The organism is Bradyrhizobium sp. NBAIM14, assembly GCF_020193895.1.
GTDB lineage: Bacteria > Pseudomonadota > Alphaproteobacteria > Rhizobiales > Xanthobacteraceae > Bradyrhizobium > Bradyrhizobium yuanmingense.
This window is the reverse complement of the sequence record NZ_JADYVQ010000004.1, coordinates 266340-287729: the sequence shown is the minus strand read 5'-3', so window position 1 is coordinate 287729 and position 21390 is coordinate 266340. Positions and strand designations below refer to the sequence as shown.

At 63.8% G+C, this 21390-nt stretch carries 20 protein-coding genes and 1 tRNA gene; 14 read left to right on the top strand and 7 right to left on the bottom strand.

Annotated features, from left to right (window positions below; genetic code table 11):
- Positions 1 to 24: 24 nt before the first annotated feature.
- Together I6F28_RS13100 and I6F28_RS13095 are read right to left on the bottom strand one after the other, a co-directional pair.
- Positions 25 to 387 carry a hypothetical protein gene (locus I6F28_RS13100; RefSeq protein ID WP_225125157.1) on the bottom strand — a complete coding sequence of 121 codons (363 nt, stop codon included), beginning with the start codon at positions 385 to 387 and terminating at the stop codon, positions 25 to 27.
- A gap of 120 nt (positions 388 to 507) precedes the next feature.
- Positions 508 to 738 carry a hypothetical protein gene (locus I6F28_RS13095; protein WP_146207727.1) on the bottom strand — a complete coding sequence of 77 codons (231 nt, stop codon included), beginning with the start codon at positions 736 to 738 and terminating at the stop codon, positions 508 to 510.
- A 358-nt stretch (positions 739 to 1096) separates the two neighbouring features.
- Here I6F28_RS13095 and I6F28_RS13090 point away from each other — a divergent pair, with 358 nt between their 5' ends.
- Positions 1097 to 1987, top strand: coding sequence for a hypothetical protein (locus I6F28_RS13090; RefSeq protein WP_036010217.1), 891 nt, complete (start codon positions 1097 to 1099; stop codon positions 1985 to 1987).
- Positions 1988 to 2051: 64 nt separating this feature from the next.
- Here I6F28_RS13090 and pepT read toward each other — a convergent pair whose 3' ends face one another.
- Positions 2052 to 3302 (bottom strand): peptidase T, encoded by a 1251-nt coding sequence (pepT, locus tag I6F28_RS13085; RefSeq protein ID WP_225140067.1) that lies wholly within the window; start codon positions 3300 to 3302, stop codon positions 2052 to 2054.
- Positions 3303 to 3400: 98 nt separating this feature from the next.
- Positions 3401 to 3730 (bottom strand): HU family DNA-binding protein, encoded by a 330-nt coding sequence (locus I6F28_RS13080; RefSeq protein ID WP_036010212.1) that lies wholly within the window; start codon positions 3728 to 3730, stop codon positions 3401 to 3403.
- A gap of 233 nt (positions 3731 to 3963) precedes the next feature.
- Here I6F28_RS13080 and I6F28_RS13075 point away from each other — a divergent pair.
- Positions 3964 to 4040: transfer RNA gene (locus I6F28_RS13075), tRNA-Asp, on the top strand.
- A 95-nt stretch (positions 4041 to 4135) separates the two neighbouring features.
- On the opposite strand, the gene I6F28_RS13070 is transcribed toward I6F28_RS13075, so the two are convergent.
- Entirely contained in the window at positions 4136 to 5632 is a 1497-nt protein-coding gene (locus I6F28_RS13070; RefSeq protein ID WP_225140066.1) for a caspase family protein, read from the bottom strand.
- Between the two features lie 16 nt (positions 5633 to 5648).
- On the bottom strand, positions 5649 to 7739 hold the full coding sequence (locus tag I6F28_RS13065; protein WP_225140065.1) for a caspase family protein: 2091 nt from the start codon (positions 7737 to 7739) through the stop codon (positions 5649 to 5651).
- A 343-nt stretch (positions 7740 to 8082) separates the two neighbouring features.
- Between I6F28_RS13065 and I6F28_RS13060 the strand changes: the two genes are divergently transcribed.
- Complete coding sequence (locus I6F28_RS13060; RefSeq protein WP_036010209.1) at positions 8083 to 8334, top strand: hypothetical protein; 252 nt, start codon at positions 8083 to 8085, stop codon at positions 8332 to 8334.
- Between the two features lie 252 nt (positions 8335 to 8586).
- Positions 8587 to 9693, top strand: a complete 1107-nt coding sequence (locus tag I6F28_RS13055) for an autotransporter outer membrane beta-barrel domain-containing protein (RefSeq protein ID WP_225140064.1) — start codon at positions 8587 to 8589, stop codon at positions 9691 to 9693.
- A 166-nt stretch (positions 9694 to 9859) separates the two neighbouring features.
- Here the strand turns inward: I6F28_RS13055 and I6F28_RS13050 are convergent, their stop codons facing one another.
- Positions 9860 to 10063, bottom strand: coding sequence for a hypothetical protein (locus I6F28_RS13050; RefSeq protein WP_225140063.1), 204 nt, complete (start codon positions 10061 to 10063; stop codon positions 9860 to 9862).
- Between the two features lie 379 nt (positions 10064 to 10442).
- On the opposite strand from I6F28_RS13050, the gene I6F28_RS13045 reads away from it, so the two are divergent.
- The 10 genes from I6F28_RS13045 to nuoG all read left to right on the top strand — a co-directional run bounded on the left by I6F28_RS13045 (position 10443) and on the right by nuoG (position 21390).
- Positions 10443 to 12698, top strand: coding sequence for a TonB-dependent siderophore receptor (locus tag I6F28_RS13045; RefSeq protein ID WP_225140155.1), 2256 nt, complete (start codon positions 10443 to 10445; stop codon positions 12696 to 12698).
- A 667-nt stretch (positions 12699 to 13365) separates the two neighbouring features.
- On the top strand, positions 13366 to 13731 hold the full coding sequence (locus tag I6F28_RS13040) for an NADH-quinone oxidoreductase subunit A (RefSeq protein ID WP_008136158.1): 366 nt from the start codon (positions 13366 to 13368) through the stop codon (positions 13729 to 13731).
- Positions 13722 to 14312, top strand: a complete 591-nt coding sequence (locus I6F28_RS13035; RefSeq protein WP_036025347.1) for a NuoB/complex I 20 kDa subunit family protein — start codon at positions 13722 to 13724, stop codon at positions 14310 to 14312. Before I6F28_RS13040 ends, I6F28_RS13035 begins: the two co-directional genes overlap by 10 nt.
- Before the next feature lie 11 nt (positions 14313 to 14323).
- The gene (locus I6F28_RS13030; RefSeq protein WP_036010195.1) at positions 14324 to 14938 is read left to right on the top strand and encodes an NADH-quinone oxidoreductase subunit C; all 615 of its coding nucleotides are present in this window, start codon (positions 14324 to 14326) and stop codon (positions 14936 to 14938) included.
- Between the two features lie 2 nt (positions 14939 to 14940).
- Positions 14941 to 16137, top strand: a complete 1197-nt coding sequence (locus tag I6F28_RS13025; RefSeq protein ID WP_036025346.1) for an NADH-quinone oxidoreductase subunit D — start codon at positions 14941 to 14943, stop codon at positions 16135 to 16137.
- Positions 16137 to 17144, top strand: coding sequence for an FkbM family methyltransferase (locus I6F28_RS13020; protein WP_225140062.1), 1008 nt, complete (start codon positions 16137 to 16139; stop codon positions 17142 to 17144). Before I6F28_RS13025 ends, I6F28_RS13020 begins: the two co-directional genes overlap by 1 nt.
- 12 nt (positions 17145 to 17156) lie before the next feature.
- Entirely contained in the window at positions 17157 to 17768 is a 612-nt protein-coding gene (nuoE, locus tag I6F28_RS13015; protein WP_225140061.1) for an NADH-quinone oxidoreductase subunit NuoE, read from the top strand.
- Entirely contained in the window at positions 17768 to 17968 is a 201-nt protein-coding gene (locus I6F28_RS13010) for a hypothetical protein (RefSeq protein WP_050991808.1), read from the top strand. The genes nuoE and I6F28_RS13010 overlap by 1 nt, the downstream gene beginning before the upstream one ends.
- Positions 17969 to 17983: 15 nt before the next feature.
- Positions 17984 to 19309: an NADH-quinone oxidoreductase subunit NuoF gene (gene nuoF, locus I6F28_RS13005; protein WP_036025343.1), complete on the top strand. Its 1326-nt coding sequence runs from the start codon at positions 17984 to 17986 to the stop codon at positions 19307 to 19309.
- A gap of 5 nt (positions 19310 to 19314) precedes the next feature.
- Positions 19315 to 21390: an NADH-quinone oxidoreductase subunit NuoG gene (gene nuoG, locus I6F28_RS13000; RefSeq protein WP_225140060.1), complete on the top strand. Its 2076-nt coding sequence runs from the start codon at positions 19315 to 19317 to the stop codon at positions 21388 to 21390.

Here is a 21390-nt window from a genome sequence, read left to right as displayed (position 1 = left end):
GCGCGCCGCGCCCGACCAATCCGTTCAGGCAATAGGTCTGGGAGGGGGAGAGTCGGTATCGGGCACAATTCCGGCGAGGCGGGGGGCCTGTTGCGGGCTCGGTGCCGACACGAGCGCGATCGCAGCGGTCGATGGTGCCGGCTGTGCCACGGTCAGCGAAAAGCAGCCGTGGCAATGATGTCCGCCGATGGTCTTGTGGTCGTCATGGCCGGTAGCGCCATCGAGGACCGCGGCGATCTCCGAACCGCCGCGGGGCGTGGTGACGTCGATGTCGTGCGCGCCGTGCAGAGCGCCCGCGAGCAGATAGACCGCCGCGATCAGCACGGACAGCAGCCCGCGCGGAAAACGCGAGCGGCGGGATCCTGAGGGCTGACGGTTTGCGAGCACGAGTTCACTCTGGTTGCGGTCTGTGCCCGGCCTAGCATGGGTGCGGGAACAGTGTCGACCCGCAACATTGTTACGTCCCTGGAACAATTGCCGCAGCAGTGCATGCGGTGCCAGCGCCTCTCACTGGCGGACAATGACGTGCCGATGCGGCGCCATGGTTTCGAACGCGGGGGCCGGAGCGTCGCTGCCATTGTCACCTTCCATGGTGATGACCGCCCGACAGCTCGCTTCCATCGCCCGTTCCAGCCATTTGATGGCTTCGTCGATCCATTGGTCGTGGTGCTCGGGATCGGCGAGGGCCTTCTCCCGGAATGCATTCGCCTGATGCAGGCACGCCGTTCTGCGGTCCACGCGCCTCTCCTGATCCGGAGGTTCCGCCCCATCCCACCATTGATGATCCCGGATCCGGCGTCGTTAACATACGACAGGAGGAAACCTGCCGGCCGCAACGCGGAAAGGCCCCAGCCGGACGAGCCGGCTGAGGCCTCATGTGCTCACAATCTCTATCCCTAGGACTTGGACAGACAACCCGCATCCTCCAAGTTCGTTCCATACGATCTGTCCAATTTGGAACGTTCCTCATACCTCGCGATTAGCGAGAGAAGAAACTGAGGAGGACGGACAATGGACGGACTGATTTATCTGATCGGCTTGATCGTCGTCATCATGGCGATCCTGTCGTTCTTCGGCCTGCGCTGAGAGCGCCGCGATGACGGTCGAGACTCTGATGCGGGAAGAGGTCATGGAAGGCGGCTTGGCAGTTGAGGCGCCTCGAACCATCCAGTGGAGCTCGGTGTTCGCGGGTGCGCTTGCTGCGAGTGCAATGTCGTTCATCCTGATCGGTTTTGGTGTCGCGGTCGGCCTCGGTGTCAGTTCGGCCTCGCCGAGCTGGCGCGATGCGTCGGCGGCGCTGGCGCTACTCTCCGGGCTCTATCTGATCATCCAGGCGATCGTCAGTTTTGGATTTGGCGGTTACGTCGCCGGCCGGACCACCCGGTCCGAGCCCGCGCTCGCAACGATCGAGGATGACGGCGAGCGGCGGGACGGGCTTCACGGGTTGACCGCCTGGGCGCTGGCGGTCCTGGCCGGCGCCGCGCTGCTGGCCCTTCTCGGCGCTGCCGCGATCGACCGTTCCCCGATGCGCAGCTCGGCGAGCAACACCTCGGCGGCCGAGCCCTTGTTGAGCTATGAGCTCGACAAGCTGTTCCGCGCGCCGCGCCGCGCTCCGAACACCGACCTAAGGGAAGCGCGCGCCGAAGCCGGACGTATCCTGATGACGTCGTCCAGCCACAGCGGCGTCGCCGCCGATGACCGGACGTACCTCGTGCAGCAGGTCGCCGCGGTCACGGGACTGGCGGCCCCCGACGCCGAAAAGCGCGTTGACGCCCTGATCGCAGACGCGAAGACGGCGATCAACCGCGCGCGGCGCAACTCGATCATCGTGGCGTTCTCGGTCGCAGCCGCGACCCTGATCGGCGCCGCAGTGGCCTGGGCCGCGGCGGTTGCCGGCGGACGCCATCGCGATGGAGAGCCGTTGCCGAACTGGATGGCGAGCGCCAACCGCTTCCACCGCAACCCGCGCGCAATGCCGGTGCCGTAGGCCCCTCAACCAAATGGAAATGGCCGGGCGCAAGCCCGGCCCTATTCGACGTCTTCAGGAAGCGTCAGGCCTTCTCTTCCCAGATCATCGCCAGATGCACGATGGTCTGCACCGCCTTCTCCATGTCCTGCCGGCTGACCCATTCGAGCCGCGAATGGAACGCGTGCTCGCCGGCAAAGATGTTGGGGCAGGGCAGGCCCATGAAGGACAGGCGCGAGCCGTCGGTGCCGCCGCGGATCGCGGTGCGCATCGGGCGCAGGCCGGCGCGGCGGATCGCCTCGATGGCGTATTCGAGCACGTGCGGGTGACGATCGATCACCTGCTTCATGTTGCGGTACTGCTCCTTGACCTCGAACGTGTAGGTCGAGCGCGGGTAGTCCTTCATCACGTCCTTGACGATGCCCTCGAGCAGCGCCTCCTTCTCCTTCAGCCCTTCCTCGGTGAAGTCGCGGACGATGAAGGAGAGCGTCGCCTGTTCGAGCGCGCCGTCGATGCCGATCGGATGCAGAAAACCCTGCTTGCCCGAGGTGGTCTCGGGCGAGCAGCCCTCCTTCGGCAGACGCTCGACGATGGCCGCGGCGATCTTGATCGCGTGCTCCATCTTGCCCTTGGCGTAGCCGGGATGGGCGCTGACGCCGTTGATGGTGATGGTGGCGCCGTCGGCCGAGAAGGTCTCGTCCTCGACGCAGCCGGCGCTCTCGCCGTCCATGGTGTAGCCGAAATCGGCACCCAGCTTGTTCAGGTCGACATTGTCGACGCCGCGGCCGATCTCCTCGTCCGGCGTGAACAGGATCTTGATGGTGCCGTGCTTCACGTCGGGATTGTTGATGAAGAAATGCGCGGCATCCATGATCTCGGCGACGCCGGCCTTGTTGTCGGCGCCCAATAGCGTCGTGCCGTCGGTGGTGATGATGTCGTTGCCGATCTGGTTCTTCAGCGAAGGGTGCTCATTGAAGCGGATCACCTGGCTGGTGTCGCCGGGCAGCGTGATGTCGCCGCCGCGATAGTTCTTCACGATTTGCGGCTTGACGTCCTTGCCGGTGACGTCGGGCGAGGTGTCCATATGCGAGCAGAAGCAGATCACCGGCACCTTCTTGTCGGTGTTGGCCGGGATCGTTCCGTAGACGTAGCCGTAATCGTCGAGATGCGCGTCCACAACGCCCATGGCCTTCAGCTCGGCAGCGAGCACGCGGCCGAGATCCTTCTGCTTCTCGGTCGACGGCGAGCTGGGGGATGCCGGATCGGACTGGGTGTCGATGGTGACGTAGCGCAGGAAGCGCTCGGTCACGGTATGCGAAAAGGAGAGGGAGGACATTTCGGGTCAAACCGCCGGGTGTTCTTGAAGCTGGCGGTATATCAGAAAAGCGGGCCGTGATGCGGCCGCAACGGGCTCGGGGTCTGGCTTTAGCGGCCTCAGATCGCTTCCTTCAGTTCCTTCACCGGGCGGAACGCGACCTTCCTGGTGGCCTTGATGTGGATCGCTTCGCCGGTGGAAGGATTACGGCCGGTGCGGGCGGCGCGCTTGCGGACCTGGAGGATGCCGAGGCCGACGATGCGGACCCGGTCGCCCTTCTTGAGGTGCTTGGTGATCAGATCGACCATGTCGGTCAGCACGGCCTCGGCATGCTTTTTGGAGACATCCTGGCGCTCGGCAATGTCGGCGGCGAGGTGCTTGAGCGTGATCGTGGCGGGCGCGGCTGCCTTCTTCGCAGAATCCTTCTTAGCCGGATCCTTCTTAGCCATGTCTGGCCTCCTCGATCTTGCAGGTCGTCCAGAGGGAGATGGCCCCTGACCCGCAAGTTCCCGGAGGCGTAGACGATTCGGGACCGGACTGACTACGCCGCCGGCATTACCGAGGGCCGCGTTCGTGTGTGCCAGCAGTGGAATCGGCTGGTTTGAGCTGTGGATGCAACATCCTTGACTTCACCAGATCGGGCCTTTAAGTCCCCCCTCGTTCCGCAGACATTGCGTGTCACGCGGGAGTAGCTCAGTTGGTTAGAGCGCCGGCCTGTCACGCCGGAGGTCGCGGGTTCGAGCCCCGTCTCTCGCGCCATTTTTGGCAAATAGATCAAATAGTTGCTGTCTCGGCCAAAAGCGCCGCTTGGACTGCCGTTTCATCCCGATCGCTTCCTCCCCGCCAGAATTCGTCTATTTCGGCTTGGACTCCTCGATATGCGCGAGGATGCGCCGTGCGTCGGTGCTGCCGGCCTGCGCTGCCTTGGCCAGGAGCCGCCTGGCCGCGGCAAGGTCCCGTCGGCCGCCGATTCCGTTGGCGTTGCACCGGGCGAGATTGACCAGAGCTTCGAGTCCGCCCATCGCGGCGCCCCTCTGGTACAGCGCCCGAGCCAACTTCAGGTCTCGCCTGGCTCCCAGTCCCTTCTCGGCAAGCTCCCCCATCCTGTTGATGGCCGTCGCATCGCCGAGCTCGGCGGCCCGCTGGTACAACGCATAGGCCTTTGCGGGATCGCTGGCCGCGCCGATTCCACGCTCCTGCTGTAGGCCGAGGCTGACGAGTGCTGGCGCAATCTTCTTCTCGGCGGCCATCTCATAGTAGAAGCGCGAGCGGGCGGGATCTTTCTCGACGCCGTTGCCATTCTCATACATCAATCCGAGCTCGTAGAGCGCGCGTGCGTTGCCGAGCTCGGATGCCGCCTTGTAGCTCGCCACCGCTCCTTCGTAATCGCGCATGGCGAACAATGAACGCCCGAGCTGGTAGTGCAGGCGGTCCACCCCTGGAGACCGCTTGACCGCCTCCGCGCACGCCGCAACCGCGCCCGCCGCCTTTGTATCGTCGCGCGTCTCGCCTTGGTCGGCGCGTCCCCTCAAATCCGCGAGCCCGGCAACGGCGTTGTCGCAGTGCTGCATGACGGCGGTATCGTCCTGGACGACTTGCTTGACGGGATGGAGATAGATCTTGTCCTTGGAAAGCTGACCATACATGTAGGGCGTCTGCTTCCGGTGCGTTGCCTGCCGAACCTCGTCGCGAACGTTGCGAAACACAAAGTTGATCTCGAGGTCGGCCTGCCGGAGGTATTTCAGCAGCGCCGCAGTGAAAGGGCTGTTGCGGCCTTCGCCTTCTTCCGCGGTCCGCCCCGGCTCCGCCGGAAAGAACACGAGCGTGTTGCGGATCGGTGCGCTTCCGGGTGAGGTCAGGGAAGAGCTGCTGCGGCGGCCATTCGGTATGGCAGGGAACGGGTTCTCCCGCATGGCATCCAGGATCACCAGACCCAGCCTGCGAGCCCGCCCTGCGGCAGCGGTCACCGCAGCCAGGGGAACGGTCTCTGCGTTGGCCGACTCAGGTGTCGCAAGATGCGCATCCACGGGGATCAGGTAACTGCCGACACCGGCAGCTGCACTGTATCCGGCAAAATAGAAGACCGCGATGTCCGCAGCGGCGGACTTCTCGGTGAAGGCGACGAGCCCCACGCGCAGATCGTCGATGGTCGTGTTCTTGCGCAGATCGACATCGAAGCCGAGGCCGGCGAGACCCGCGGCAATGTCCTCGGCATCATTGACGGGAGAGCCGAGCGGCGGCGCGTTCGCGTAGCTCGCGTTTCCAATGACCAAGGCGACACGGCGGTTGGAAGCTTCTGCTTCGGCGTCGAAGAGAAGCCCGATGGCAATGAACAGTGCCAGCCAGCGCAAGATGGAGTTGCGTCCCTTAGTCGATGCCCGAACGGAGCTGCCGCATCATCCAGTCGCGGTCGGTGAGAAAATCGAGGCCGAGCAGACCATAGTCGACGCGCAGAAACCCGTCCACTCCAGACGACACCGCCGCGGGAGTCTGCCGCGCGACCTCCTGCGCCATCACGCCGACATAGAACCTCGCATCGCCCTTGTATCGATAGCGGTAGAGGCGGAGGCCAGTATCGGTCCAGCCGAGTGCCGTAATGTCCTCCTTGAGGCGGATGTCCGATGGAATGGTGACGCGGCTCGCGGCATTCGAAGCGGCAGTCGAGGCCGCTCTGCTGGCCGCGCTTGATGCAGCGCTCGAGGCTGATCGGCTGGCAGCGTTCGACGCTGCGGCTGATGCCGCCTGCGATGCCGCCCGGCTTGCTGCGCTCGACGCGGCATTGCTGACCGCAGTCGAAACGGCATTGCTGACCACGTTGCCGACGACGTTACTGACGACGCCGCTGACCACATTGCCGACATTCTGGTTCACGCGTGCAACTACTCGCCGATATTCGCGATTGCGAACCTTTTCCTCTTCCGAGCGGGTGTAGGCGGAAACCAGGAGCCCGCGCCTGCGCGCCTCGGTCACCGCGTTGATCATGCATCCCTTGGGATTGCCCTTGGACCGGCAAAGCTGGAATTGAAGCTGGACGTAGTCCGGGTATTTTTTGATGGATCTGGCGCACGCCCCGGAATCGCCGTCGAAGCAGGCGTTCACGTCGCTATCGTGCGCTGATTGCAGCATCAGTTCGGTGGAATTGACCGGTCGCAGGGCAAGGTCGCTGCCCGGCGGCAGGCGGTTATGGCGCGAGCTCGGATAGCGCTCGGCAAACCGGCCAACCACGCTCTTGTCGCGTGATTCCTTCAGGACGTCCCATGCCTTCTCGACTGCCTCCGAATTGCCGGTGGTCGTCTCGGCCGAGGCGAGCTGATAGCTCGCCGGTGGCGGACCGGGCATGTCGATCTGCCCGGTGGCTTGGCCCGGCTTAGCCGATTTCTCGAGCGAAGCCTGCGCGACCCGGGCGCTCTCGACATGCTGGCCAAACGGATAGAGATCCAAATAGGCGCGGTAGGCCGCGAGCGACTTCTGTCGCTCGACGATCTTCCAGGCGTTCGTTTCAGCCGTCTGCAACTGCGCAATGCGCTGGTCGATTTCGGCCGTATGCGCGCTCGCCGGGAATTGCTGGGCGAAACGGCGCAAGGTCGCGATCTCGTTGGTCGAGCGGACGAACTCCCAGGCGAGCTGCTCGGCATCTGCTCCACCATCGCCGCTTGCGATGTCGGCTTCGCCGTTGAGATAGATGTCGCCCTTCGGCAGCGTCCCGTAGATTGCCGGCTCTTGTGTCCCGGTCTCCTTCCAGACTTCGTCGTGCACGATCCGGAAGAGATAGTTGATCTCGAGTTGCGGCGTTTCGACATGGCGCAGGAGCGAGCCGGAGTAGGGGCTATTCCGCCCGGCCCCGTCGCTCGCCGTCGTGCCGGCAGCGGCCGCAAAGGCAACGAGCACGTTGTCGCTCACCTCGACAGGGGCAAGACCGCGCGTGTCGGCCGCGAAAGGCGTCGGGGAACGGGGTGTGCCGGACACTGGCGCGGCCGCCTTGGATGGCCGCGACGACAGCGCGCGTCCCGCGGCGGCGACCTTCGTCGTTTCGAACGGGTCGTTGCGGCAGGCGTCGAGAACCACGAGGCCGATGATCTTCGGCATCACGGAGATATCGATCAGGGTCTCGAGATTGATCGCCTCGGCATAGACATCGATCTCGGACTTGATTTCGGCATCGACCGGAATCAGCCAGTTCTTTCCGTCCATTTCGACGCCATGGCCTGCGAAGAAGATCACCGCCTTGTCGGCCGTCTTCGCCGCATTGCCGAATTCGATGAGGGCCTGCCGGAAATGATTGTAGTCGAGGTCGGCGAGGTGTCTGACGGAATATCCCAGACGACCCAGCGACGTCGCCATGTCGGCGGCGTCGTTGGCCGGGTTGATGAGTTTTGGGACCTTGCGATAGTTGCTGTTGCCCACAACGAGCGCGATCCTGTCTCCAGCGGTCGCCTGCAGTATTGTCGAAACGAGCATCGACAATGCTACGCAGCCGAGAACGGCGATCCGGCGTGCCAGTTCCTGCAACGTGAAGAGGGGACGCGAGCTTGCGAGAACGAAAATCCCGAAATGGGCAGGCATCGGCAGAAACTCAGAAAATGAAAAATCGCAGAAACGGGCTAAGGCGGCTTGTTCGTGGATTTTACATCAAGGGATGCTGGATGACGACATCAAAGGCCTCCGTGTTCAGGATTTCGTGAACCGGGAGTGGCGATGCTTCGACCAAGAGGCTGCACATCGCGAGCGGTGAAACCAGTCGCGCTGCGCTGGTGTTGATGGCGCAGGCGGCGGAGGCCGGCGACATCTTCGGAGACTGCGGATGACCAGGATAGTCAAGTTCGCCTGTGCGCCGATTCTGGCCCTGCCGCTGCTCGTCGCTTTGTGCAGCGTGGCCCGCTGCAATGATCCGGCCGAATCGTCACGCGACTCGATCATTCAGAACGTTCGAGAGGACGTGCGGCGGCACATCCGGGCACGGGAAGCAGGCAAGCCTAAGAAAAGTCCGGAGCTGAGCCAAACGGCAACGCAGCGTGGTGCCACGAAGAAGCGAAACCGCTCGACGGTGGAGTAGTGGGATATCGGCGCGCGCCCTGCGTTGGGTTGCTTCTCGTATCCGGGCGTGTTGCTCGGCGTGCAGCGCGGCCTGGGAAAGTGTTGCAAATGAGCATCAGCTGGGCGCGCTTGATGGAGCCGAACCCCCAATTCAGCCAATCAGGTGAAGACGCCGCGGGTGCTTTGCAAATAAATTCGGCGCCTGAAGCTTGCGGGAATTTACCTCCCGCCAAGGCTCGGGGCTGAACCAGCAGGGGGCTGATCGAATACCATGAGGGCAGGAATTTTCCGCCGCAGCTTTGTCGTGGCCGTACCTTTTTTGCTTAGTCTGTTTGCGACGCGACCGGTCTCCGCACAGGAGGTCAATGTTCCGCAGCAAGTCATCAACAACACCGTTCAGAACATCATCCAGAACGTCCGCGACCAGATTCAGCATCGCAGGGTCGTTACTCCTCCTGGAATGCTGCGCTTCAGCGGCGAGGAGTCGGATTTCGACCGCCGTGATCCGTTCGCCGCAAGGGGTGTCAGCAATCCGTTCGGTGCCCTGGCCTACGCCAAGGCTCCGGCACTTGCAGCGCCGCCCCCGGCGGTCTGGCTTTACGGCGCGAACCTCGTCGGCAGTGGCGACAGTGCGCAATCGAGCGGGGTCCAGGTCAGCGTTGCGACGGTGACCGGCGCAGTCGATGTGACCAAGATCGGTATCTTCACTGCAACCGACGCGCTGACCTTCATCGGGACTGGCTCCCATTCGTGGGCGCACACCTTCACGAATGGTGGACTGACGACCGATGGTTCAATTCCATCGACTTCCGGCACCCTGTCGTATCTCAACGGCGGTTTCTCGACTGACTTCACCGCGCTTGCGAGCTGGACTCGCACCACATCCAATCTTCCCCTTGCCGCGACCGCGGACGGCACCGGCATCGCCTATACCTGGAACGGCCAATACCGGTTCGACTTCCCCTACACCGTGTGGTTCGAGCCCACGGTCGGCGTAACCTATTCGGAGGGCTATACCGCCAATTTCGGCAGCAAGACGGGCGATTCAACCGAATTTCACGGTGGCATGCGCGCCGGCTTCGAGACGGACTGGCTGGGCTTTAAGATCCAGCCGTCGATCTCCGGTCAGTACTACAGGATCGTTGACGCGAGCGGCGCCGGCGCTGTTGGAGGTGCGGTCCCCGTTGCGGCCGGCGTGATCGGTACTAATGGTCTTCGCGGTTCCGCAAAGGTCAACGTGCTCTGGACGCCGCAGCTGTCGTCCTACCTCGAAGTTCATGGCAGCAGCATCACCTTGCCGGACCCCCTGCTGCCTGGGGTTGGCGGATTCGGAACCTCGATCGCGGGTACTCAGGCCGGCCTTCGCTATACCTGGTAGAGTGATCTCGAAGACGGATGCCCGCCGTGCCCGGCGGGCATCTTCTTGCGCTCCTCTCGCGCCTGGCGGAGGCAACATCCCCCGCGGCGCCGTCGCATGGGTGAAACCGAACGAAAAGGCCGCCTGAAGGCGGCCGTTTGGTATCAAACCGGACCTTTTCGGTTGTTCAGCGAATCTCGGACGTGCCCGCGCTGGTCACCACCACCGGCTTGCCGCCCTTGATGACCTGGGTGGACTGGGCGGTCTGGCTGTAATCGGCATGGGTGCGGGCCGCAATCCCGAAGCCGGCCACGGCAATGCCGGCCACCAGCGCCACCACCACGATCTTCAGGTGGGTCGCACGATCAGCAGAATGAATTGAGTGGTTCATCTGAGCCTCCCGACGGGCTTTGCCGTCGTCTACGGGCTCATCTTCTAAGCGCCGTCTGTTTCCGGATGGTTTCGCGGGTTCCGCAAAATGGTTTCATCTCGCCCGGCCGGCAAGTTTCATTCGGACGGCCGCGCTGGGCTGGTCTGGGGCGCCGTTTGGCCGCCTGATCGTCTTTCGGTGATCGCCGCCGAAGCCCGCTGATGTTGCAGCAACATACGGAAATATTGGAGCATTTCTAAGAGTCCTTCTAAGAAGCATTCAATTAGGGAATTCCCGCGCCCTCACATAAGCGTCATCGCGAGCGCATGCCGTTCCGGGGACAGGCGGCATGACGCATCGAAACATGCAGCTTTGGGGTGGCGCGTTGAACAGTCTTGGAATGCTGCGGTCGGCCGTGTTGGCGACCGCATCCGCTTGGGTTTTGATGCCTGAGGCATCGCTTGCACAATCTTCCGCGCAGAGTGGCGCGCAGAACATTCCGCCGGTGACGGTCACGGCGCCGGAAGCGCGCCGCCGCACCGCGGCGACGCCTCAGCGCCGCGCGACGCGGATCTCGGCGCAGACCCCTGCCTCGAACAGGCCGCAGCCACGGCGCGACGTCGGCTTCGTCGAGACGCCGCGCGGGCCGGTGAATGGCTATGTCGCCGGCCGCAGCTCGTCGGGCACCAAGACCAACACGCCGATCATGGAGACGCCGCAGGCGGTGTCCGTCATCGGTGCCGAGCAGATCCGCGACCAGAAGCCGAACAAGCTCGACGAGGTTCTGCGCTACACCGCCGGCGTGCGGGCAGGGACTTTCGGTACGGACACGCGCAACGATTGGTGGCTGATCCGCGGCTTCAAGTCCGAGGACATTGGGCTGTTCCTCGACGGCATGCAGCTGTTCTACACGTCCTATGCGAGCTGGAAGCTGCAGACGCCCAACATGGAGCGTGTCGAGGTGCTGCGCGGTCCGTCGGCGGTGCTGTATGGCGGATCGAGCCCGAGCGGCATCGTCAACGTCATCAGCAAGATGCCGCCGGCCGAACCGATCCGTTACATCGAGACCGGCGTCAACAACTTCGGCAACGCCTATGTCAGCTTCGACATGGGCGGTCCGGTTGCGACCAGTCCTGATAACGGCAAGCTGTTCGCGCGCGTGGTCGGCCAGGTCCAGAACGGCGGTACGCAGGTCAACTTCACACCTGACAACAACTACTTCATCGCGCCGTCGGTCACGTGGAAGCCCGATGCCGACACGACCTTCACGGTGCTGGCGTCGGCCTCGAAGCAGGATACCCGCGGCATCAACTTCCTGCCCTATCAGGGCACGGTGACCAGCGCGCCGTTCGGCAAGATCCCGACCAGCTTCTTCGTCGGCGATCCCAGTGTCGATAAGTTCACGCGCGAGCAGGAGATGCTCGGCTACCAGTTCGAGCGTCATCTCACCGACGATGTGACGTTCCGTCAGAACGCGCGCTTTGCGCATGTCGACATCACCTATCGCGGCTATGTCGGCAACGGCTGGGACAACATCAACACGGCGACGATGGGCCGCTATAACTGGTATGCGAAAAACACCGCGAATCAGGCCAATCTCGACAACCAGCTGGAGTATCGTTTCAACACCGGCGCCGTCAGGCACACGATGCTGTTCGGTGTCGATCTGCGGGGCTATCAAATCGACGATTACCAGGCCTTCGGGTTCGGTGTGCCCTCGATCAACGTCTTCAATCCGGCCTACGGAGGAGCTGAGGTTCCGCTACCCGGCTCGCCGTTCCGCAACTTCCTCATCACGCAGAAACAGGCTGGTACTTACGTTCAGGACCAGATGAAGCTCGGCAATTTCACGCTGGTGCTGAGCGGCCGCAATGACTGGGTCGAGACGACGCAGGAAGCCCGGGACACCGGCGCCACCGTCGCCAGCCGCGACGACAGCAGGTTCAGCGGCCGCGCCGGGTTGATCTACAATTTCGACAACGGCATCTCGCCTTACGTCTCCTATTCAACGAGCTACAATCCAATCATCGGCCTTAATGCGTCGAACCAGCTTTTCCTGCCGGAGACCGGTAAGCAGGCCGAAATCGGCGTGAAGGTTGCGCCGGTCGGATTCGACGGCTATTTCACTGTTTCGGCGTTCGACCTTGTCCGTCAGAATGTCCCGACAACGGTGCCGGGCAGCGTTCCGCTCCTGCAGAACCAGACTGGCGAGGTGACCTCGCGCGGCATCGAGCTCGAGGCGGTGGCCAATGCCACGAAGGAGCTGAAGTTCATCGGTGCTTTCACGGCCTATAATCTCTTTGTGAGCAAGGATCTCGATCCGACGCTCGTCGGCAAGACGCCGACCAACACGCCCGAACTCCTGGTGTCCGGCTGGGCCGACTACACCTTCAAGGACGGACCGCTCGCGGGCTTCGGCTTCGGCGGCGGCGTACGTTACATCGGCTCGTCCTGGGCCGATACCGCCAACACGCTCGAGGTTCCCGCGGTCGTGCTCGGCGATCTCGCGCTCCACTATGAATGGCAGAACTGGCGGACGGCGCTGAACGTGATCAACCTGACCGACAAGATCTATGTCGCAAGCTGCGCGTCGTCCACGTCCTGCTTCTACGGCGACCGTCGGCGCGTCACCGCCAGCGTCTCCTACAAATGGTGAGGACAGGCGAGGGCAGGGCCGGAAGGCTCTGGGACGAAGCGCAACCGATCGTGACGTTCGCTCGGCTCCACCTGGGCGTCCGCTGATCTGCGGTTACGATGAGCTCGCGGGCCATGCCCCCCGGCCCAAAGCTCATCCGGGCGCGGCGCGAGCGACCGGCAGGTCGCCGCCGCGCCCGCGACCGGCTTGGAGCCAATCGCGGGCACATTCGCCGGACGAGCCCTGGTCCTGTGATGACGCATGGCTCCTCCGATTACTCTGAGCTGTGGACAGGTCTTTCCTGCACCTGAGGCGGCGGCACCAGCATTGTTGGTCCTGACCGCGCCGATCGGCAAATCTGTCGCCGCGACAACGGGGGAATTGCCCCTGCGGCGCTGCATCAAAGCCCGAGCATTTGGTCGGTCAGCGCGCAGCGAATAGCTGGCTCGGCCCGAGCGCCGCAATCTCAGAACGGCTGACCTGCGAGACCGTGGCAGCCCTTGCTGGGTGGGGCGATCTGCTCCATACCAGCCGCGGGGTGATTCCGGGATTTTCACCGTTCTGGGGGCGGCAAAGGGCCTGAAAAGAGCGTGTCTTGCGCCCATTGGTGCACTGCGCTAAGGCTCAGAATAATTCCAAATCGGACGAATCCGTGGCTGTCCCGAGGCTGCGGGAAAAGGGCTCGCCAATGAGCGGCATTCTGCAGAACTATCTTCCACTCGTCGTCTTTATAGGGGTAGCGGGCCTGATCGGCCTCGTGCTGCTGATCGCGCCGTTCATCGTGGCGTTCCAGCAGCCGGATCCCGAAAAGCTGTCGGCCTATGAGTGCGGCTTCAACGCCTTCGACGACGCCCGCATGAAGTTCGACGTCCGCTTCTATCTCGTCGCCATCCTCTTCATCATCTTCGATCTCGAGGTGGCGTTTCTGTTTCCCTGGGCGGTGGCGTTCGGCAAGCTTGGCGCGACCGGCTTCTGGTCCATGGTGGTGTTCCTCGCCGTGCTGACGGTCGGGTTCGCCTATGAATGGAAGAAAGGGGCCCTCGAATGGGATTGAACCCGGCTACACAGTCCGCAGGTCCGGTGATCGCACCGGCCCCGAAGGGCATTCTAGATCCTTCGACCGGCAAGCCGGTCGGGGCCAATGATCCGTTCTTCCTCGAGGTCAATTCCGAGCTGTCCGACAAGGGCTTCTTCGTGGCCGCGACCGACGACCTCATCACCTGGGCGCGTACCGGCTCTTTGATGTGGATGACCTTCGGTCTCGCCTGCTGCGCGGTCGAGATGATGCAGGTCTCGATGCCGCGCTACGACGTCGAGCGCTTCGGCTTCGCCCCGCGTGCCTCGCCGCGTCAGTCCGACGTGATGATCGTGGCGGGAACGCTGACCAACAAGATGGCGCCGGCGCTGCGCAAGGTCTACGACCAGATGCCCGAGCCGCGCTACGTCATCTCGATGGGCTCCTGCGCCAATGGCGGCGGCTATTATCACTATTCCTACTCGGTCGTGCGCGGCTGCGACCGCATCGTGCCGATCGACATCTACGTGCCGGGCTGCCCGCCCACGGCGGAGGCGCTGCTCTACGGCGTGCTGCTGCTGCAAAAGAAGATCCGGCGCACCGGCACCATCGAACGCTAAGGTTTTACGTCATGGACGACGCCAAGCTCGACGCCCTGGGGCAGACGATCGTTAGCGCGCTTCCGGGCGCCGCGACCGGTCACTCGGTGGCCTTCAACCAGCTCACCGTGGACGTCGAGGCCGCCAGGATCGTCGAGGTGGTCAAGTACCTCCGCGATGACCCGAACTGCCGGTTCGTCAACATCACCGACATCACGGCGGTGGACTATCCGGATCGCGAGAAGCGCTTCGACGTCATCTATCACTTCCTGTCGCCGACCTTGAACGCGCGCATCCGGCTCAAGGCGCAAGCCGACGAGACCACGCAGGTGCCCTCGCTGATCGACGTCTTCCCGGGCGCGGACTGGTTCGAGCGCGAAGCCTACGACCTCTACGGCGTGTTCTTCGTCGGCCATCCCGACATGCGCCGCATCCTCACGGACTACGGCTTCGAGGGCCATCCGCTGCGCAAGGATTTCCCGCTCACCGGATTCGTCGAGGTCCGCTACGACGATCAGGAGAAGCGGGTGGTGTACGAGCCGGTCCGCCTCAACCAGGAATTCCGCAAGTTCGACTTTTTATCCCCTTGGGAAGGTGCCGACTATCCGGTGCTTCCGGGCGATGAAAAAGCGGGGCCGAAGGTCTGATCATGAACGAGCAACCGCAGAATCTCCGTAACTTCACGATCAATTTCGGACCGCAGCACCCGGCGGCGCACGGCGTTTTGCGCCTCGTGCTCGAACTCGACGGCGAAGTGGTCGAGCGCGTCGATCCGCATATCGGCCTGCTTCACCGCGGCACTGAGAAGCTGATCGAGCAGAAGACTTATCTGCAGGCGATCCCTTATTTCGACCGGCTCGACTACGTCGCGCCGATGAACCAGGAGCATGCCTTCTGCCTCGCCGCCGAGAAGCTGCTCGGCATCGAGGTGCCGCGCCGCGGCCAGCTGATCCGCGTGCTCTATTGCGAGATCGGCCGCATCCTCTCGCATCTGCTCAACGTCACCACGCAGGCGATGGACGTCGGCGCGCTGACCCCGCCGCTGTGGGGCTTCGAAGAGCGCGAGAAGCTGATGGTGTTCTACGAGCGCGCCTCGGGCAGCCGCATGCATGCGGCCTATTTCCGTATCGGCGGCGTGCATCAGGACCTGCCGCAGAAGCTGGTCGACGACATCGAGGCCTGGTGCGATCCGTTCCTCAAGGTTGTGGACGATCTCGACCGTCTGCTCACCGCCAATCGCATCTTCAAGCAGCGCAACGTCGACATCGGCGTGGTGCCGCTCAAGGAAGCCTGGGAATGGGGTTTCTCGGGTGTGATGGTGCGCGGCTCGGGCGCGGCCTGGGACTTGCGCAAGTCGCAGCCCTATGAGTGCTACGCCGAGATGGATTTCGACATTCCGATCGGCAAGAACGGCGACTGCTACGATCGCTATTTGATCCGCATGGAAGAGATGCGCCAGTCCGTGCACATCATGAAACAGTGCATCCAGAAGCTGAACGCGCCTGACGGCAAGGGCCCGGTCGTCGTCGAAGACAACAAGGTCGCGCCGCCGCGCCGTGGCGAGATGAAGCGCTCGATGGAAGCGCTGATCCACCACTTCAAGCTCTACACCGAAGGTGTCCACGTGCCGGCCGGCGAGGTCTACGCCGCGGTCGAGGCGCCCAAGGGCGAGTTCGGCGTCTATCTCGTCGCCGACGGCACCAACAAGCCCTACAAGTGCAAGATCCGCGCGCCGGGCTTCGCGCATCTCCAGGCGATGGATCACATCTGCCGCGGCCATCTGCTGGCCGACGTCTCGGCGATCCTGGGCTCGCTCGACATCGTGTTCGGAGAGGTCGATCGGTGATGGCGCAGGCGCCAATCCAGTTTGACCGTGCCTCGGGGGCCCTTGAAGGGGCGAACCTGTGGGAGCGGACGGCTGCCTTGGCGCTGGTGACGGGATCGAAGATCTCCTCGCACTTCTCGCATATGGGCTACATCGCCTGCGCGAATTTGCTGCGCAAGACGCTGCCCGAGCGCAACATCGCGATCAGGCTCAATCCCGACGCGGTGTTCGAATTCCCTTACGGCGACGGCTATTGGAGCAAGCTGCTCAACCGCTCCTACATTTACGAGGACGAGCTCGAGCTCTTGTTCGCCGATTCCATCGACGTCGACTACACGCTGCTCGATTGCGGCGCCAATTACGGTTATTGGTCGGTGCTGGTCTCGAGCAAGCCGTTCGGCGCGCACAAGGCGATCGCGATCGAGCCGTCGGGCCAGAACTATTCGAAGCTCGCCAACAATGCCCGCATCAACGCTGGCCGCTTCGAGACCATGAAATGCGCCATCGGCGCGGCGCGCGGCACCGCGCGTCTGTCGGGCACAAAGCACGAAGCCTTCAGCATCGCCGGCGATCAGTCGGCGGGCGGCGAAGAGGTGCCGGTGATCGCGCTCGACAATTTGATCGAGGACGGCAAGGTCGCGGCCACCGGCAAGTACCTGATCAAGCTCGACGTCGAAGGCGTCGAGATCGAGGCGATCAAGGGCGGCGTCCGCCTGCTGCAGACCGACAGCGTCATCATGTGCGAGGAGCACGGCAGCGACCGCTCGCACGCAGTGTCGCGCTTCATCCTCGAACAGACCCCGCTGAAGCTGATCGTGTTCGATCCGCGCAGCAACCGCATGGAAACCGTGACCGAGCTGTCGATCCTCGACCGCATCAAGGTCTCGACCCACGTCGGCTACAACGTTTTCGGCACCGCAAGCGCATTCTGGCAGGACAGGATCGAGGCCATGAACGCCAAGAACCTGGGTACCAAAAATCTGAATGCCAAGAATCTGAATGCCGTGTCCGCGCGCCGCATGCAGTGAGAGATTGAAGAGATGTCCGTTCGCCGATTAGCACCGAAGGAAGTCCAGCCCGCGAGCTTTGCGTTCACGGAGGAGAACCTCGCATTCGCCCGGCAGCAGATCGCGAAATATCCCGAAGGCCGCCAGGCCTCCGCCGTCATCGCCATCCTCTGGCGTGCGCAGGAGCAGAACGAGGGCTGGGTGTCGGAAGCCGCGATCCGCGTCATCGCCGACATGCTCGACATGCCCTATATCCGCGTGCTGGAGGTCGCGACCTTCTACACCATGTTCCAGCTCGCCTCCGTCGGCAAGAAGGCTCACGTCCAGGTCTGCGGCACCACCCCGTGCCGGCTGCGCGGCGCCGAGGATCTGATCCACGTCTGCGAGCACCGCATCCATCACGAGCCCTTCCATCTCTCCAAGGACGGCAATTTCAGCTGGGAGGAGGTGGAGTGCCTGGGCGCCTGCGTGAACGCGCCGATGGTGCTGATCGGCAAGGACACCTATGAGGACCTGACCAAGGAAAGCTTCGGCAAGGTGCTCGATGGCTTCGCTTCGGGCAATCCGCCCAAGCCCGGTCCGCAGAACGGCCGCCAATTCTCGGCGCCGATGACCGGACCGACCACGCTCAAGGAGATCACCTGATGCGTGATCTCGTCGTAACCGGAGGGACCGCGGCCGTGAAGAAATGGGGCTTCGTCGCCATGCACGCCGCGATCGCGGCTGCCTTCATGTTCCTGCTGCAGCGTTACTTCATGAACGCCTCGCAGGAGACCAGTCTGCTCTGGGCGCTGTTCTTCGCCGTCTGCGCCGCCGGACTTGCCTACAAGCAGTCCATTCGTTGATCGGAAAGCACTGATATGCTCGAGGACAAGGACCGCATCTTCAAGAACCTCTACGGCCTCCATGATTGGGGGCTGGAGGGTGCGCGGCGTCGCGGCGCCTGGGATGGCACCAAGAACATCATCGACAAGGGCCGCGACTGGATCATCAACGAGATGAAGGCCTCGGGCCTGCGCGGCCGCGGCGGCGCCGGCTTCCCCACCGGTCTCAAGTGGTCCTTCATGCCGAAGGAATCGACCGACGGCCGTCCCAGCTATCTCGTCGTCAACGCCGACGAATCCGAGCCCGGCACCTGCAAGGACCGCGAGATCATGCGGCATGATCCGCATCTGTTGGTCGAGGGCTGCCTGATCGCGAGCTTCGCGATGAACGCGCATGCCTGCTACATCTATGTCCGCGGCGAGTTCATCCGCGAGCGCGAGCGCCTTCAGGCCGCGATCGACCAGGCCTACGAGGCCAAGCTGATCGGCAAGGACAATCTCAACGGCTGGCCGTTCGACCTCTACGTCGCCCACGGCGCCGGCGCCTATATCTGCGGCGAGGAGACCGCGCTGCTCGAAAGCCTCGAAGGCAAGAAGGGCCAGCCGCGGCTGAAGCCGCCATTCCCGGCCAATGTCGGTCTGTTCGGCTGCCCGACCACCGTCAACAACGTCGAATCCATCGCCGTTGCGCCCGATATCCTGCGCCGCGGCGCGGCGTGGTTCGCCGGCATCGGCCGCCCGAACAATGTCGGCACCAAGCTGTTCTGCATCTCCGGCCATGTCGAGCGGCCCTGCAACGTCGAAGAGGCTATGGGCATCCCGTTCCGTGAGTTGATCGAGAAGCATTGCGGCGGCATTCGCGGCGGCTGGGACAACCTCAAGGCCGTGATCCCCGGCGGCTCGTCGGTGCGCATGGTGCCGGCCGAGCAGATCATCGACACGCCGATGGATTTCGATAGCCTGAGCAAGCTGCGCTCGGGCCTCGGCACCGCCGCGGTGATCGTGATGGACAAGTCGACCGACCTGATCCGTGCGATCGCCCGCATCTCCTATTTCTACAAGCACGAGAGCTGCGGCCAGTGCACGCCGTGCCGCGAAGGCACGGGCTGGATGTGGCGCGTCCTGACCCGCATGGCCGAAGGCCGTGCCCACAAGCGCGAGATCGACATGCTGCTCGAGGTCACCAAGCAGGTCGAAGGCCACACCATCTGCGCGCTCGGCGACGCCGCGGCCTGGCCGATCCAGGGCCTGATCACGCACTTCCGCCACGAGATCGAAGCGCGCATCGACCAATATTCGCACAAGGCCGATGTCGACGACATCGGCGTCCGCGATCCCGTGAACATGGTCGCGGCGGAGTAAGAGACATGACCAAGCTCATCATCGACGGCAAAGAGATCGATGTCCCCGCCGAGTACACGCTGCTTCAGGCGTGCGAGGCGGCCGGCGCCGAGATTCCGCGCTTCTGCTATCACGAGCGGCTGTCGATCGCCGGCAATTGCCGGATGTGCCTCGTCGAGGTGAAGGGCGGCCCGAAGCCGGTCGCGAGCTGCGCCTGGGGCGTGCGCGATTGCCGTCCGGGCCCCAAGGGCGAGCCGCCGGAGATTTCGACGCGTTCGCCGATGGTGAAGAAGGCACGCGAAGGCGTGATGGAATTCCTCCTGATCAACCATCCCTTGGACTGCCCGATCTGCGACCAGGGCGGCGAGTGCGACCTGCAGGACCAGGCGATGGGCTACGGTGTCGACACCAGCCGTTTCGCCGAGAACAAGCGCGCGGTCGAGGACAAATATCTCGGCGCGCTGGTCAAGACCTCGATGAACCGCTGCATCCAGTGCACGCGCTGCGTCCGCTTTTCGGCGGAAGTCGCCGGCGCGCCCGAGATGGGCGCCACCGGCCGCGGCGAGGACATGGAGATCACGACCTATCTCGAGCACGCGCTGACGTCCGAATTGCAGGGCAACCTCGTCGACATCTGCCCGGTCGGCGCGTTGACCTCGAAGCCCTATGCCTTCGCGGCGCGCCCGTGGGAGCTCGGCAAGACCCAGTCGATCGACGTCATGGACGGCGTCGGCTCTGCGATCCGCGTCGACACCCGCGGCCGCGAGGTGATGCGGATCCTGCCGCGCATCAACGAGGCCGTGAACGAGGAGTGGATCTCCGACAAGACCCGGCACGTGGTCGATGGCCTCCGCACCCAGCGTCTCGACCGGCCCTATATCCGCGAAGCCGGCAAGCTGCGCGCAGCGAGCTGGACCGAAGCCTTCGCTGCGATCGCCGCCAAGGCGGCGCGCACCGACGGCAAGCGCATCGGCGCGATCGCAGGCGATCTCGCCGGCGTCGAGGAGATGTTCGCGCTGAAGGACCTGCTCGGCAAATACGGTTCGAGCAATCTGGCGGTGCAGGGCGGCGACGCCTTCGATCCCGCGCTCGGCCGCGGCTCCTACATCTTCAATCCGACGCTCGCCGGCGTCGAGCAGGCGGACGCGCTGCTCATCATCGGCGCGAACCCGCGGAAAGAGGCGGCCGTGTTCAACGCCCGCATCCGCAAGCGTTGGCGCGCCGGCGGCTTCAAGGTCGGCGTGATCGGTGCCAAGGCCGACCTGACCTATGATTTCGACCACCTCGGTGCCGGTACCGAGACGCTGGCCGAGCTCGCGGCCGGCAAGCATTCCTTCATGGACGTGCTGAAGAACGCTGAGAAACCGATCATCCTGGTCGGTGCGGGCGCGGCCGCCCGTCACGACGGCGCCGCCATTCTCGCCGCCAGCGCCAAGCTCGCGCTCGATGTCGGCGCAGTCAAGGACGGCTGGAACGGTTTTGGCGTGCTGCACGAGACCGCCTCGCGCGTCGGCGCGCTCGACATCGGCTTTGCCGCAACCAGCGGCGGCCTCAATGCTGCGCAGATGACGACCTTCGGCACGCTCGACTTGCTGTTCCTGCTCGGCGCCGACGAGATCAAGGCGCCTGACGGCACCTTCGTTGTCTATATCGGCACCCATGGTGATCGCGGCGCGCACCGCGCCGACGTCATCCTGCCGGCGGCTGCCTACACCGAGAAGTCCGCGATCTACGTCAACACCGAAGGCCGCGTGCAGATGACGGGCCGCGCCGCGTTTCCGCCGGGCGAGGCCCGCGAGGACTGGGCGATCATCCGCGCGCTGTCGGAAGCGCTCGGCAAGAAGCTCGGCTATGACTCGCTTCAAGCCCTGCGCCAGGCGGTGTTCAAGGCCGTGCCGCATCTGATCCGTCTCGACCAGATCGAGGCCGGCTCGGCCGACCAGATCAAGAAGCTGGCGGGGAAGGGCGGCTCGCCCGAGAAGGCGCCGTTCAAGCCTCTGGTCGAGGACTTCTATTTGACCAACCCAATCGCGCGTGCGTCCGCCGTGATGGCGGAGTGCTCGCGCCTCGCCTCCGGGCAGATGCTGACCGCAGCGGAGTGA

Excerpts from the sequence above, each read along its gene's own strand:
- nuoG (WP_225140060.1), top strand. The coding sequence starts at position 19,315 with ATGACCAAGCTCATCATCGACGGCAAAGAGATCGATGTCCCCGCCGAG.
- nuoF (WP_036025343.1), top strand. The coding sequence starts at position 17,984 with ATGCTCGAGGACAAGGACCGCATCTTCAAGAACCTCTACGGCCTCCAT.
- I6F28_RS13080 (WP_036010212.1), bottom strand. The coding sequence starts at position 3,730 with ATGGCTAAGAAGGATCCGGCTAAGAAGGATTCTGCGAAGAAGGCAGCC.
- pepT (WP_225140067.1), bottom strand. The coding sequence starts at position 3,302 with ATGTCCTCCCTCTCCTTTTCGCATACCGTGACCGAGCGCTTCCTGCGC.
- I6F28_RS13060 (WP_036010209.1), top strand. The coding sequence starts at position 8,083 with ATGACCAGGATAGTCAAGTTCGCCTGTGCGCCGATTCTGGCCCTGCCG.
- I6F28_RS13040 (WP_008136158.1), top strand. The coding sequence starts at position 13,366 with ATGAGCGGCATTCTGCAGAACTATCTTCCACTCGTCGTCTTTATAGGG.
- I6F28_RS13035 (WP_036025347.1), top strand. The coding sequence starts at position 13,722 with ATGGGATTGAACCCGGCTACACAGTCCGCAGGTCCGGTGATCGCACCG.
- I6F28_RS13055 (WP_225140064.1), top strand. The coding sequence starts at position 8,587 with ATGAGGGCAGGAATTTTCCGCCGCAGCTTTGTCGTGGCCGTACCTTTT.
- I6F28_RS13010 (WP_050991808.1), top strand. The coding sequence starts at position 17,768 with ATGCGTGATCTCGTCGTAACCGGAGGGACCGCGGCCGTGAAGAAATGG.
- nuoE (WP_225140061.1), top strand. The coding sequence starts at position 17,157 with ATGTCCGTTCGCCGATTAGCACCGAAGGAAGTCCAGCCCGCGAGCTTT.
- I6F28_RS13025 (WP_036025346.1), top strand. The coding sequence starts at position 14,941 with ATGAACGAGCAACCGCAGAATCTCCGTAACTTCACGATCAATTTCGGA.
- I6F28_RS13045 (WP_225140155.1), top strand. The coding sequence starts at position 10,443 with ATGCTGCGGTCGGCCGTGTTGGCGACCGCATCCGCTTGGGTTTTGATG.
- I6F28_RS13020 (WP_225140062.1), top strand. The coding sequence starts at position 16,137 with ATGGCGCAGGCGCCAATCCAGTTTGACCGTGCCTCGGGGGCCCTTGAA.
- I6F28_RS13050 (WP_225140063.1), bottom strand. The coding sequence starts at position 10,063 with ATGAACCACTCAATTCATTCTGCTGATCGTGCGACCCACCTGAAGATC.
- I6F28_RS13090 (WP_036010217.1), top strand. The coding sequence starts at position 1,097 with ATGACGGTCGAGACTCTGATGCGGGAAGAGGTCATGGAAGGCGGCTTG.
- I6F28_RS13065 (WP_225140065.1), bottom strand. The coding sequence starts at position 7,739 with ATGCTCGTTTCGACAATACTGCAGGCGACCGCTGGAGACAGGATCGCG.
- I6F28_RS13030 (WP_036010195.1), top strand. The coding sequence starts at position 14,324 with ATGGACGACGCCAAGCTCGACGCCCTGGGGCAGACGATCGTTAGCGCG.